Raw genomic sequence first — 12,511 nt, forward strand, 5'->3', positions numbered from 1 at the left:
GCGGCGTTGCCAGCGGAGATTCACATGCCAGCGACGATCACGGTCAACGGAGTCCGGCACACGGTGGAAGTCGACGACGACACGCCGTTGCTGTGGGTTCTGCGCGATGTGCTGCATCTCACCGGAACCAAGTTCGGTTGCGGCGTCGCCCTGTGCGGTGCATGCACCGTGCACATCGACGGCGTGCCGAGGCGGTCGTGCATCACGCCGATCGCGGCGGTCGGCGATGCGCAGATACGCACCATCGAAGCGCTGCATGAGCTCGCGGTGGGCCGCACACTGCAGCAGGCCTGGCTCGATCACGAAGTCGTGCAGTGCGGCTACTGCCAGTCCGGACAGCTCATGTCCGCGGCGGCGCTGCTTGCCGGCAATCCCGCGCCGGGCGATGGCGACATCGACAGCATCATGAGCGGCAACATCTGCCGTTGCGGCACCTACGAACGCATTCGCGGCGCGATCAAGCTCGCCTCGCAGCGGATCGGCGGGAAGGAGAACGCGTCATGAGCGCCGAACTTCACGAAGGCGGTCTGGCGAGCGTGATCGGCGGAATGCGCCAGTCGCGTCGCGCATTCCTGCAGACCGTCGCTGCTGTCGGCGGAAGCCTGGTCGTCGGGTTCAGCCTCGATCCGCCCGCGCATGCCGCGCGTCAGGCGAAAGGCGCACCGTGGTCAGCGAACGCCTTCATCCGTATCGCGCCGAGCGGCGCGGTGACGTTGATCGTGCCGTACGTGGAGATGGGGCAGGGCGCCTACACCTCGCAGGCGCAGTTGCTCGCCGAGGAACTCGATGTCGGCCTGGATCAGGTGAAGGTCGAACACGCACCGCCGGACACGACGCGCTACAGCCATCCGGTGTTCCGCGACCAGGTGACCGGCGGATCGGCGTCGCTGCCGGGCAGCTGGGCGACGATGCGCCAGGCCGGCGCCGATACGCGCGCATTGCTGGTCGCGGCCGCGTGCAAGCGCTGGAACGCACAGCCAAGCGAATGCCGCACCGAGCATGGCGAAGTGATCCATGCCGGCACCGGCAAGCGGTTGGGCTATGGCGAACTGGTGGCGCTGGCCGCCACGCTGCCGGCGCCGGCAGCAAAGGCACCGCTGAAAGCACCCGCCGACTACAAACTCGTCGGGCATTCGGTGAAGCGCGTGGACACGCCGGCCAAGGTCAATGGCACGGCGAAGTTCGGCATCGATGCATTGCCCGAAGGCGTGCGCTTCGCTGCCGTCCGCGCCACGCCGGTCTTCGGCGGTCGCGTCGCCGGCGTCGATCAGGCGCCCGCGCTGGCCGTGCGCGGCGTGCGCCAGTTAGTGGTGCTGGACGATCTCGTCGCGGTGATCGCCGACCACAGCTGGGCCGCGCGCAAGGGTCTGGCCGCGCTCGACATCCGCTGGAACGAAGGCGCGAACGCGAAGGTCGACACCGCGATGCTGGTGGCGCAATGCGACGCCGCATTGGAGCGCGACGGTGCGGTCGCGGTGAAAGTCGGCGACGCCGTCGGCGCGCGCGCCGCGAAGACCTACGAGGCCACGTTCCGGCAGCCGATGCTCGCGCACGCGACGATGGAACCGATGAACTGCACCGCGCACGTGACGCGCGAGCGCTGCGAAGTCTGGGTCGGCTGCCAGGTGCTCGCGCGCGCGCAGAAGCTGGCGGCGGAAGCATCGGGACTGCCGCTGGAGAAAGTGATCGTTCACAACCATCTGCTCGGTGGCGGTTTCGGCCGTCGGCTCGAAGCGGACTACGTGCACCAGGCCGTGCGCATCGCCAAGAACGTGGATGCGCCCGTCAAGGTGATCTGGAGCCGCGAGGAAGACATCCAGCAGGACTACTTCCGTTATCACAACCACAGCCGTGTATGGGTCGGCACCGATCGGACCGGCATGCCGGTCAGCTTCCGGCACCGTGTGGTGGGTCCAGCGATCATGGCGACGTTCCTGCCGATCTTCTTCAAGGACGGCGTCGATTTCGATGCGGTCAACGGCGCAGCGGGTCCTTACGATTTCCCCAACGCGCTGGTCGATTTCGTGCGCCAGGAACCGCCGGAAGGTCTGCACGTGGGCAACTGGCGTGGCGTGGGCCATACGCGCAACGTATTCGTGGTGGAATCGGTGATCGACGATCTCGCGCAACGGGCGAAGATCGATCCGGTCGAGTACCGACGACGCCTGCTGGGCAAGAGTCCGCGCTCGCTCGCGGTGCTGGAACTGGCCGCCGAGAAGGCCGGCTGGGGTCGCAGGCTCGAACGTGGGCAGGGGCTGGGCATGTCGCTGCAGGACGGTTTCGGCAGCTTCCTCGCCACCGTCGCGCAGGTACGCGTGGCGCCCGACGGCGCGGTGAAGGTGGAGCGTGTGGTGTGCGCGGTCGATTGCGGCGTCGCGGTGAATCCCGACATCGTCAAGGCGCAGCTGATGAGCGGTGTCGTGTACGGTCTTTCCGCGGTGCTGTACGGCAAGGTCACCGTCGCCAACGGACGCGTCGTCGAAAGCAACTTCGACACCTATCCCGTGCTGCGCATGCGCGAGACGCCACCGGTCGAGGTGTTCATCGTGCCGAGCACTGCCGATCCGGGCGGTATCGGCGAGCCGGGCACGTCAGGGATCTTCCCGGCCGTCACCAACGCGATCTTCCACGCCACGGGCAAGCGCATCTTCGACCTGCCGATCGACACCGCGCTGCTGAAGGGAGGCCGTCATGAAAGCTGATGCGATAGTCGTTGCGGTCGTCGCGACGCTGGCGGTGTACGCGACCGTTACCTGGGCGCAGAACGCCGATCAACGTGCTGGAAACACGGCCCCGCCCGCAGCAACGCTGAAGGCAGCGTCGGACTTCGACACCATCACCGACCAGCGCAACCGTTCCGTCGCGTTGTTCGAGGAAGCGGGCAAGGTGCTGCAACATCCGCGGTGCCTCAACTGCCATCCGGTCGAGCGCGCGCCTACGCAGGGCGACGACATGCATCCGCACGTGCCCGAAGTCGCCGGCGGACCGGACAACCACGGCATGCCCGGCATGCCGTGCAACAGCTGCCACGGCAAGGCCAATTCGATGACTCTGGGCGACACCGTGCGTTCGATCCCGGGCGATGGACATTGGGCGCTGGCGCCGGCGTCGATGGCCTGGCAGGGCAAATCGCTGGGTCAGATCTGCGAGCAGCTCAAGGACCTCCAGCGCAACGGCAACCGCGACCTCGCCAAGATCAGTCGCCACATGGCCGATGACACACTGGTCGGGTGGGCCTGGCATCCAGGTGCGGGAAGGCAGCCCGCGCCAGGCACACAGGAGCAGTTCGGCGCGCTGATCAATGCGTGGATCGCGACAGGCGCGGCCTGCCCGAAGGGATAGGCCGCGAAACCGTCAGCTGCGGAACCCGATGCGCCGATGCGTTTCGTCGCAGAACGGCTTGTTCGACGATCCGCCGCATCGGCACAGGCGCGCCGAGGTCATCCGGTTGATCGTCCTGCCGGTGCCGCAGCAGATCTCGACGTTGCCGCTGACCACCAGCGGCCCGTTGATCTCGGGATCGATGTTCAGCGGACCGTCGCGGGCGGTCAGGGGAGACGACTTGACGCTGTCGGGTTCGCCCGAGGCGTTGAAGTGGATCTCGTTGTGGGTGCCGTCGCAGAAGGGTTTGTGCTTGGACGCACCGCAACGGCACAGCACCGCGCGCATGCCGATGGGCACACCGTCGAGCACGATGTTGGCGCGCACGCCGAGCGGACCGTTCTCGCGCAGCTGGATCAGGTTGATCGGTGGCGCGGCTTCCTCGTCGCCGCCGTCGTGTCGACGATAGCCGATGGCGCCGGACGGACACATGTGCGCCACGGTCACCAGCGCCTCGGTCGTGGCGGCGTCGGGGAAGATCCACGCGCCCGGCGTATTGGCCCGGAACACGTTGGGCAGTCCAAGCACGCAATGCCGCGAATGGATGCATCGCTGTCCGTTGTAGACGATGTCGATGGCGCCACCCGGGATCAACTCCGCGCCGTTCTCCAGTCGCTGCGGTTCGGGCGCCGCGCTCGCGCTGGCGACACTGCGCTGGGGTAGGGCCGCGCTTTCGTCCGACGACGATGGCACCGCTTCGAGCTGCCTGCAGTGTTCGGCCTGCGCGGCCAGACGGTTGGCGAGGCGCTCGACGCCGGCGCGGGTGGTTTCGAGCAACGAAGCGAGATCGGGATAGGTGTGCGCAAGCAACGCGCAACGCGTCTCCATCTCGCGCAGCCGCTCGACCAGGATCTCGACACTGCCGGCTTCGCCCATCAACGCGGCGGAGGAACGGATGGTGGCGAAACTCAGGCCGGCGGTGGCGTCCGGCATGTCGGGATTGGCGGGCAGGGTGCCCAATCGCGTCGCGATGGGCGTGAGGAGGTGCATCAGGTTGATGCCTGCGGAAACCAGCACCGCCTGCGCCGGGCGACCGACGTCACCGTACGCCAGCGACACACAGCGCAGGCAGTGGTTGTAGAGCGCATTGCCGAGGTCGAGCAGTGCTGCGGCCGGTTCTTCGCTGATCCACAGCCGCCCCTGCGGCGTCGGCGGCGGGCGCATCACCGGGTTGTGCGCGCTCATGCGGGCGGGGCGGAACGCGGGGCGTGCTTGCAGCAGCGCGTCGTACTCGCGGCCGATGCGCAGGAAGCGCTGGTAGTGCGAATCGCCACAACACGAATCCGCGCCTTCACCCTGGCGGACGATCGCATCGACGGCTTCAAGCGAGGTGCGAAGGCAGCGCACGATCTTGAGGCCCGGCAGCCGCGACACCTCCGTATCGAGCTGGTGTTCCGGATTGCCGACGAACAGCGCCCGCTCGCCCATCGATGCGCTCAGGCGACGCAGGCCTTCGGCCACTGAGTGGTACAGCTCGCCGACCGTCTCGTAGTCCGTGCACACGGTCATCAGGCGGTTCATGTCGAGCGCGCGCCGGTAGGCCTGCGTCGGCTCGAACCCTTCACCGTCCGCGATATCGACGTCCCCGGGGCGCTCCAGGTACACGAAATGCGTGAGCGTCTGGCGATTGAACGGTGCCAGCTTCACCACCAGGCCCGCCGGATGGTAGCCCGCGGGAATCGGGAAGTTCTGGTGCACCAGATGTGCGGGCGCGCCAAGGGCGGACAGGATGTTGCAGACGATCGCCAGGTGGCCCATCTCCTCGACCGACACGGCGAGGATCTCGCGGCGCCAGCGCTCGACTGCCTGCAGCTCGGCTTCGGACAGGTCCTCGTCCGTGCTCTCCTTCAGGCTGAAGGCCGCGTACAGGTAGCAGCACATCAGGTGGTGCTCGATCTCGGCCGCTTCGGCGAGCAGCGCCCACAGCTGTTCACGGGATGTCGGTACGGCGATCTCGGCTTCCAAGATCCCACCTCCGGTACGCAACCAGTCCGGTCGATTCGATGCCGGGCACGGGCAGAAAAACCGCGTGCTCGTCGGTCTTCGCGCGCAAATGCGACAGGGGCAGTTTGCACCTATCCGCAGTGGTTCTCCAGAGTCCCGGAGCCCGTCAACCGTGCATCCGGGCGGTGCTACGATCCCGGTCGACTTCGCGGCAAATCATGGTCGTCGGGGCCACACCTTCAGGGGCGGGCATGAGCATCGAACTACTGCTGGCGTTCCTGTGCGCGGTGACCTACTACCGCGCCGGCCGCATGGAATCGCGCGACCAGGCCGTAGACCTGAGCTTCCCGTGGGCGCTGATGTCGGCACTGCTGTCCGCGCTCGTCCTCGTCGGATTCGATGCGTCCTGGTTCATGCTCCTGCTGTCCCAGATCGGCCTGTTCTTCGGCATCGGGTTCTACCGGGCCCTTCGCGATCCGGCCACGTAGGCTAGCCTCAGCGCGGCCCCACGCCGTGCAGGAAGATGTCCACCACCTGCTCCACGCGCGTGCGCTGAGCGCGTTCGCCCAGCGGCTTCCTCACGCCCAGCACGACCTCCAGATGCGAGTCGTCGCGCAACATGCCGATGAAATGTTCCGCGGCATCGCGCGGATGCGGCACCGCCAGCGCGCCTGAACGGGCGTGGGTTTCCAGCAGTCGGGCGAGGGCCAGCGTCGCGCGGCCGGGCCCGTTCTGCAGGAAGGCTTCGGCCAGGCCCGGGATGCGACCGCATTCGGACACCACCAGCCGGTAGAGCGCGATCGTCCGCGCATCCATCAGGATGCGCATGATGGCGCGGCCGAAATGGACGAGGCTGGATCGCACGTCTTCGCCCGCGCGCTCGTCCGCCCGCTGGATGGCCTGCAGGGCCTGCTCGGAAAGGCCGGTCACCATCGCCGCGAAAAGGTCGTCCTTGCCGCCGAAGTGGCTGTAAATGGCGCGTTTTGAACCGCCCACCTTCTCGATCACCGCGTCGATGCTCGTGTTGGCGTAGCCGTCGCGCAGGAACAGTTCGCTGGCGGCGTCGAGGATCTCGCTGCGCAACGCGTCGGGACTGCGTCGGCTCCGCCGCGCGGGGGTGGTGTCGCTGGGGACGTTCATGGCGCGCTCCTTGGCACTTGACACTTAAGGTACCGGCAATTACCGTTCACCTCAACGGTACCGGCTGGTACCCATTAATCCGCGACCGCCGCACGGGCACCACGATGCAAACGACCCTCCCCAAGAACGAGCGCCGCCGACGCCGCTCGCGTTTCGTCGTCGCCGGCTGTGCGGCGGTCGCGGCCCTCGCATGGGCCGCCCACGGCTGGCTGTGGTCGGGATCGTCCGTGTCCACGGACAACGCCTACACGCGCGGCGAGATCACGGTCATCGCCCCGCGCGTCCCGGGCTACGTGTCCGAGGTACTGGTGAACGACAACGAGCCGGTGAAGCGCGGCCAGGTGCTGTTCCGCATCGAGGACGCCGACTATCAGGCGCAACTGGACCAGGCGCTCGCCAATGTCCTGCGCCAGCAGGCAACGCTGGGCAGCCTCGAAAAGCAGATCGGACTGCAGGGCGCGATGATCGAGCAGACATCCGCCGACGTGCGCGCGATCGAGGTCGAAGCGCATCGTGCGTCGCTGGATTCGCGTCGCTACCGCACGCTCGTGGAGCAGAGCGCGGTCAGCCGGCAGATGCACGAAGCGGCCGACGCGACGCATCGTCGCGCGCTCGCGGCGACCGACTCGGCGCGCGCGCGCAGGAAGGCTGAAGCGGAGAAGCTCGAGGTGCTGCGCGCCCAGCAGCGCGAAGCCGAGGCGGTGCTGCAGCAGGCGCAGGCCGCACGCAGGCTCGCCGCCATTTCGCTCAAGCACACCGTGGTGCGTGCGCCAGTCGATGGCGTCGTCGCGAATCGCCAGGTGCGGCTGGGACGCTACGTCGCGCCCGGAACGCCGGCGATGTCGCTGGTTCCGCTGCAGGGCGTGTGGGTGGTGGCGAACTACAAGGAAACGCAGCTGACCGACGTGAAGGTCGGCGACCGAGCCAACATCAAGCTGGACATGTACCCGGATGTCGAGCTGAGCGGCCGGGTGGAGAGCATCGCGCCCGGAAGCGGCGCGCAGTTCGCGCTGCTGCCGCCCGACAACGCAACGGGCAACTTCACCAGGATCGTCCAGCGCGTGCCGGTGAAGATCGTGCTGGATCCCGAGCACGCGCTTTCCGGCAGGCTCTATGCCGGCCTGTCGGCGGAGGTGGACATCCGTGTCGGCCGCGGCGCACACGCCGCCGAACGCGCGGTCACGCAGCGGTAATTCCGGCCGACATGGCCAAGATCCTGCGCGCGACGTCGTGCCTGCTCTGCATCGTCGTGCTGATGGCGGTGGATGGCGTCAACGGCACGTTGCTCTCGGTCAACCGCGGGCAGGTGATGGGCGGATATGCCGCGACGCCCGACGAAGCCGCGTGGCTGAACATCGCGTACGTGGCTGCGAAGCTCGTCGCCTTCCTGTCGATGTCGTGGCTCGTGGACCGGCATGGTGCGGCGAAGATCACGCTGCGCGGCGGCATCCTGCTCGCGCTGTTCACCGGTGCGCTGGCACTCGCGCCCGACCTGGGGACGGCGATCGCGGTCCGCATCGCGCAAGGTGCGTGCGGTGCGCTGGTGCTGGTGGCAGGGCAGACGCTCGTGTTCCGTGCCTATCCAGCCGGACGGCAGCCTTTGCTGCAAAGCATGCTCGCGCTCGCGATCGTCGTGGTTCCGGTGATGGTCGGTCCTGCATTGCATGGCTGGGCAACGGATGCGTTCGACTGGCGGACGCTCTTCGTCGTCTCGTCGGCACTGGCCGGCGCTGCCTGCCTCACGTTCCACTTCGTGCGGCCCGTGGATCCGCCGGGCACCCGAGTGCTGGCGCCCAGCAGCGCGGGATTGTTGCTGCTGATTCCCGCAGTCGTCGGCTGCGTCTACGCGTTGCAACAGGGCGCGCGCTTCGACTGGTTCGATGACGGGCACATCCGCATGGTGGTGGTCGCATCGGTCATCGCGCTCATCGCCGCGCTGTTCGCCTGGAGCCGTGGAGCGGCCAAACGCGCCTTCCTGCGTGACGCCAGCGTAAGCCCAGATTTCCTCTTCGGCCTGTGCGCGAGCTTCTTCGCCGGCTTCGCCCTGTTCGGAAGCGGCGCGGCGATTCCGCTCTTCGGCAACGTGGTGCTGGCATTGGCGCCGGAGCACATCGGTGAACTGGCCCTGTCGAGTGCATTCGCCGCCGCTGCGGGGCTGGTTTTGGCGGGCATCGCCCTGCAATCCAGGCGGGTTCCGGTTGCGGCGCCGATCCCCGTCGGCATCGCGCTGTTCATGGCTGGCATGTGGCTGCTCTCGCTGTCCAGCGCGCAGACCGGCGCACCGCAGATGACGCTGGCCACGTGGCTTCGCGGCTTCGGGATGGGCCTGCTGTTCGTGTCCTTGACGATGATGACGCTGGGCGGGCTCGCGCGCGGACTCATGGCGGAAGGCGTCGCGCTGTTCAACGTTGGGCGGCAGGCGGGTGGTTTGGCGGGGATGGCGTTCGTGTCGACCCTGCTCGAATGGCGGCTGCCTGCGCACGCCACTGTGCTCGCTCCGTATCTGCAAGCCGGAAACGCCGAAGTGGATGCGGCGCAGACGGGTCTATCGAACCTGCTGGTCGACAACGGCTACGCCACGAGCGATGCGGCGACGGCCAGTGCCGCGCTGATGGCACGAATGCTCCAGCAGCAGTCGGGGGCGCGCGCCTTCGATGAGATCTTCCTCTCCATCTCGATGTTCTTCCTCGTCGCGATTCCGCTACTGGTCGGGACGAAGCTGTTCCTCGCGCGGCGGAATGCGCGAGCGCTGTCGCATTAGGCGATCAAGCAACGACGCGGACGCGCTCGATCACGAAGTCCACGAACGCGCGTACGCGCTTGGGCTGATGCTTGCGTCCGAGGTAGCACAGGTAATGGCTGGAGTCCTCGGCCGCTGCGTCGGACAGGCACGCGACGAGACGGCCGGCGCGCAGCTCATCGTCTGCCTCGCAGGCCACAAGTTGCGCCAGGCCCTGTCCGGCGAGCACGGATTGCAGCACCAGGCTGGCGTCGTTGAATACGAGGCGCGGCATCGGTGTGAAGCTGCGCGCGCGTCCGTCGACCCTGAAGCGCCACGGCTGCAGTCGCCCCGATGGCAATCGCAGGTTGATGCAGGAATGCCCGGCCAGGTGATCCACCGACGTCGGCAAGCCGTGGCGTCGTGCATAGTCGGGCGACGCGAAAACCTGTGTCCGCAGGTTCGCCAGGCGCCTTGCGATGACGTCGCTGTCTTCGAGTGGGCCTTCTCGGAACGCGATGTCGATGCGGTTCGCAGCGAGATCGGTGGGTGCCTCGTCGAGCAGCAGTTCAAGCGAGATTCCCGGGAACCGCGCCTGGAACTCCAGCAGCAGCGGCGCGACAACCTGCCTTCCGAAACCCTGGCCCGCGCTGATCCTCAAGTGTCCCTGCGGCGGACCGTCGCGCAGGTCGCGAACTTCGTCCATCGCCCGCGTGATGCCGTCGACACCCGGAAGGCATGCGTCGTAGAACATCTCGCCTTCGCTGGTGAGCGTGATGTTGCGCGTATTGCGCTGCAGGAGCCGGGTGCCGAGCTGGCCCTCCAGCTTCTGCACACTGCGGCTGACCGCGGAGCGGCCAATGCCCAGGCGATCGGCGGCGCGGGCGAAGCTGCCCGCATTGACCACCGAGACGAATGCCAGGACCCCGGCATAACTGGTGGCGAAGGAGGCGGCCAGCGTGTCTGGCCTGATGGGCGAACGTGCAGCGTGGCGATTCGGCATGGCCCGACGAAGGACCGTGGCGATCCCGGTAACGAACGAGGGGGCAGGGCGTCACTGCGATCCGCGATGCGTGCCCGTTCGCACGAGCTGCCTGACACGCGGAACATGATTGGCCCAGGAGCCATTAGGGTACTAATTAGTACCTTACTCGTCAAGGCGTGGACGCGGACCGCTCGCTGCCGGGAGCCGGGCCCGGCACGGCCGGCGTGATGCGTGTGGCCTCGAACCGGTTGAGGATCGCCTCCACGGCGAACATGCACAGCAGCATCGCGAAGATCGCGATCGCGACCGAGGTGAAGCGATAGAGCGACGCGCGATACAAGTCCGCGGCCGGAGCCAGTTGCCCGATCAGCACAGCGATCGCGGTCGCAGCGCTCAGCCCGACGGCCGGCCCGGCGTTCTCGCGCACGTGCATGGTCGCGAATAGCAGTGCGCCGACACCGTAGAGCGCGACCAGGAATCCTCCCTGCGACACGTGCGCGAACAGCACCAGTTGCAGGACGAGCGCGTAGACCGTTCCGAGCAGTGTTCCCGAGACGCGCGTCCATGCCGCCTGCTTTCCGCCGGACAGGGTCATCGGGAACAGCACCAGCACGGTCGCGGCCTGCGCGGATGGCGAATCGCTCAGGTCGAGGAACTGGAATGCCGCGAAGGACACGGTCGCGCATGCCGCACCGAGAAGCATCTGATGACGGACGAGCGTCATGGGCTTGACCACCGTGGGCGGACGTATCGCCCGGCGTTCGGGAATCAACGCATGCACGACGCCGGCGAGGAACGCAGCCAGCAGGGTCGCGACGAACTGGGACGTGAACAGGTCGCCTTTGGGCACCTGCGGATAGCTCGCCAGATGCACGAGTACCGACGACGCCACCATCGTCAACGCGCCGAACAGGAACCACGGCCCGTTGGCCATCAGTCGGAAGCAGAACAGCGAGAACGTGAAGTAGGCTGCGATCGCGAGCACGGGAGAGACGTTGCCCAGTATCGCCAGCACGTTGGCGGCGGCGATGCTGACCACGCTGCTGGCAATGAACTGAGCCGCGATCCGCAGGTTGTAGATGGGTACCAGTCCAAGCAGCAACACAGGTAACAGTGCGAAGAACGCGCCGAACGGCCAATCCATCAGTTTGACGACGGCGAGTGCGACCGTGGTGCCGAGTGCGATCCGGCACGCCTGTCGCCACGCGTCCTCGCTGAAGGTGCCCTGTGCGGCGGAGCGCGATGGTGCGTCAGTAGACATAGTGGAGCAGCGTGATCAGGCGGATCTGCACGTTGCCCAGCCAACGCCGGAAGCCCTGGGCCTGCGGATGCAGCTGCACCGTGGCGCGCGCACCCGTCATCAGTGGACGCGGTGGCGGGTCGAGCAGATGCAGGTTCACGCGGACGCGCTCCGCGTCGCGAACCCACCGATCGTTCTGGTCCGGCGCGGCCAAGCGGCCATCCGGATCGATCTGTCCATGCACCACGCCTGCGTCGAGCGACGTCACTTCTGCTTCGAACAGGCGGCCGGGCAGGGCGTCGAAGGCCACCTGCGCGCGCGTGCCGCGCACCACGTGGAGCAAGGCCTTCTCGCGGAAATCCGCCTGAAGGTTCGGCGCGGTGCTGATCAGCGCCAGCTTCGGCGCTCCGGCCTGCGCGTAGGCGCCCACCACCAGGCGCATGTTGCTGACGATGCCAGGGGCCGCCGCAACCACGTCGGAACGGTGCAGGTTGAGCTGTGCGTTGGCGAGTGTATTGCGCGCGCGACGAAGCCGCAGGCTGCTGTCCCCGTCGCTGCCGCGCTGCACACGTACCGCGTTGAGCGCGGCCCGCGCGGATTGCAGGGCCGCCTGCGCGACGTCATGGCGCGCCTGCGCCTGATCGAGCGCCGAACGCGACACGTACTTCTCGCCGACCAGGCCCTGCAGTCGGCGCAGTTCGCGCTCGGCATCCGCCACTTGCGCCCGCATGCGGGCGACCTCGGCCGTGGCCGCAGCGATGGACGCGTCGAGCTGTGCGTTGTCCTGGATGGCCTGTTCGACCAGCAGCTCTGCATCGCGCACGGCGGTCTGATACGTGTCCGGGTCGATCCGGAACAGCAGCTGTCCCTTCTCGACCTGCTGGTTGTTGCGCACGAAGACGTCGACGACGCGACCGCTCACGTCCGGGGCGACCTGCGTGACGTGGTAGGTCAATCGCGCTTCGGGCGACACCGGCATGTGGATGTCGGCGACGAGGTAATACACGAAGCACAGGCCGATCAAGCCCAGCGACCCGAACATCCAGGCGCGGAAACGGGCGTCGGTGCTCATCGAACACTCCTCGGATGCCGGCGGCATCCC

The 12,511-nt window shown here is 67.4% G+C and carries 11 protein-coding genes; 6 read left to right on the forward strand and 5 right to left on the reverse strand.

All coding sequences use genetic code 11. From position 1 onward, the window contains the following. Positions 1-24: 24 nt before the first annotated feature. Genes FOF45_RS15430 through FOF45_RS15440 form a run of 3 tightly spaced genes read left to right on the forward strand, consistent with a single transcriptional unit; the run spans position 25 to position 3,342 of the window. The gene (locus FOF45_RS15430; RefSeq protein ID WP_158986389.1) at positions 25-504 is read left to right on the forward strand and encodes a (2Fe-2S)-binding protein; all 480 of its coding nucleotides are present in this window, start codon (positions 25-27) and stop codon (positions 502-504) included. Continuing rightward, a complete protein-coding gene (locus FOF45_RS15435) occupies positions 501-2,702 on the forward strand; it encodes a xanthine dehydrogenase family protein molybdopterin-binding subunit (RefSeq protein ID WP_199244502.1) in 2,202 nt (733 codons plus the stop codon). The genes FOF45_RS15430 and FOF45_RS15435 overlap by 4 nt, the downstream gene beginning before the upstream one ends. After that, positions 2,692-3,342 (forward strand): Isoquinoline 1-oxidoreductase subunit, encoded by a 651-nt coding sequence (locus FOF45_RS15440; protein ID WP_158986391.1) that lies wholly within the window; start codon positions 2,692-2,694, stop codon positions 3,340-3,342. Before FOF45_RS15435 ends, FOF45_RS15440 begins: the two co-directional genes overlap by 11 nt. 12 nt (positions 3,343-3,354) lie before the next feature. Here FOF45_RS15440 and FOF45_RS15445 read toward each other — a convergent pair whose 3' ends face one another. Continuing rightward, positions 3,355-5,346 (reverse strand): ferritin-like domain-containing protein, encoded by a 1,992-nt coding sequence (locus FOF45_RS15445; protein WP_158986393.1) that lies wholly within the window; start codon positions 5,344-5,346, stop codon positions 3,355-3,357. A gap of 230 nt (positions 5,347-5,576) precedes the next feature. On the opposite strand from FOF45_RS15445, the gene FOF45_RS15450 reads away from it, so the two are divergent. Then, on the forward strand, positions 5,577-5,813 hold the full coding sequence (locus tag FOF45_RS15450) for a hypothetical protein (protein WP_158986395.1): 237 nt from the start codon (positions 5,577-5,579) through the stop codon (positions 5,811-5,813). 7 nt (positions 5,814-5,820) lie between these two features. Here the strand turns inward: FOF45_RS15450 and FOF45_RS15455 are convergent, their stop codons facing one another. After that, on the reverse strand, positions 5,821-6,465 hold the full coding sequence (locus FOF45_RS15455; RefSeq protein WP_158986397.1) for a TetR/AcrR family transcriptional regulator: 645 nt from the start codon (positions 6,463-6,465) through the stop codon (positions 5,821-5,823). 104 nt (positions 6,466-6,569) lie between these two features. Here FOF45_RS15455 and FOF45_RS15460 point away from each other — a divergent pair, with 104 nt between their 5' ends. Further along, a complete protein-coding gene (locus FOF45_RS15460; RefSeq protein ID WP_158986399.1) occupies positions 6,570-7,658 on the forward strand; it encodes an HlyD family secretion protein in 1,089 nt (362 codons plus the stop codon). A gap of 11 nt (positions 7,659-7,669) precedes the next feature. After that, positions 7,670-9,226 (forward strand): MFS transporter, encoded by a 1,557-nt coding sequence (locus tag FOF45_RS15465; protein ID WP_158986401.1) that lies wholly within the window; start codon positions 7,670-7,672, stop codon positions 9,224-9,226. A 4-nt stretch (positions 9,227-9,230) separates the two neighbouring features. Here the strand turns inward: FOF45_RS15465 and FOF45_RS15470 are convergent, their stop codons facing one another. The 3 genes from FOF45_RS15470 to FOF45_RS15480 form a co-directional block, all read right to left on the reverse strand. Further along, entirely contained in the window at positions 9,231-10,187 is a 957-nt protein-coding gene (locus tag FOF45_RS15470) for a LysR family transcriptional regulator (protein ID WP_158986403.1), read from the reverse strand. Positions 10,188-10,338: 151 nt separating this feature from the next. Next, positions 10,339-11,430 (reverse strand): DUF2955 domain-containing protein, encoded by a 1,092-nt coding sequence (locus FOF45_RS15475; RefSeq protein ID WP_158986405.1) that lies wholly within the window; start codon positions 11,428-11,430, stop codon positions 10,339-10,341. Continuing rightward, entirely contained in the window at positions 11,420-12,481 is a 1,062-nt protein-coding gene (locus FOF45_RS15480; RefSeq protein ID WP_158986407.1) for an HlyD family secretion protein, read from the reverse strand. Before FOF45_RS15480 ends, FOF45_RS15475 begins: the two co-directional genes overlap by 11 nt. Between the last annotated feature and the right edge of the window lie 30 nt (positions 12,482-12,511).

This window comes from Lysobacter panacisoli (assembly GCF_009765165.1).
Taxonomy (GTDB): Bacteria; Pseudomonadota; Gammaproteobacteria; order Xanthomonadales; family Xanthomonadaceae; genus Lysobacter_J; species Lysobacter_J panacisoli.

What these genes read in the sequence shown, in the direction of transcription:
- FOF45_RS15430 (WP_158986389.1), top strand. Translation starts at nt 25, where the DNA reads ATGCCAGCGACGATCACGGTCAACGGAGTCCGGCACACGGTGGAAGTC.
- FOF45_RS15435 (WP_199244502.1), top strand. Translation starts at nt 501, where the DNA reads ATGAGCGCCGAACTTCACGAAGGCGGTCTGGCGAGCGTGATCGGCGGA.
- FOF45_RS15440 (WP_158986391.1), top strand. Translation starts at nt 2,692, where the DNA reads ATGAAAGCTGATGCGATAGTCGTTGCGGTCGTCGCGACGCTGGCGGTG.
- FOF45_RS15450 (WP_158986395.1), top strand. Translation starts at nt 5,577, where the DNA reads ATGAGCATCGAACTACTGCTGGCGTTCCTGTGCGCGGTGACCTACTAC.
- FOF45_RS15455 (WP_158986397.1), bottom strand. Translation starts at nt 6,465, where the DNA reads ATGAACGTCCCCAGCGACACCACCCCCGCGCGGCGGAGCCGACGCAGT.
- FOF45_RS15460 (WP_158986399.1), top strand. Translation starts at nt 6,570, where the DNA reads ATGCAAACGACCCTCCCCAAGAACGAGCGCCGCCGACGCCGCTCGCGT.
- FOF45_RS15465 (WP_158986401.1), top strand. Translation starts at nt 7,670, where the DNA reads ATGGCCAAGATCCTGCGCGCGACGTCGTGCCTGCTCTGCATCGTCGTG.
- FOF45_RS15470 (WP_158986403.1), bottom strand. Translation starts at nt 10,187, where the DNA reads ATGCCGAATCGCCACGCTGCACGTTCGCCCATCAGGCCAGACACGCTG.
- FOF45_RS15475 (WP_158986405.1), bottom strand. Translation starts at nt 11,430, where the DNA reads ATGTCTACTGACGCACCATCGCGCTCCGCCGCACAGGGCACCTTCAGC.
- FOF45_RS15480 (WP_158986407.1), bottom strand. Translation starts at nt 12,481, where the DNA reads ATGAGCACCGACGCCCGTTTCCGCGCCTGGATGTTCGGGTCGCTGGGC.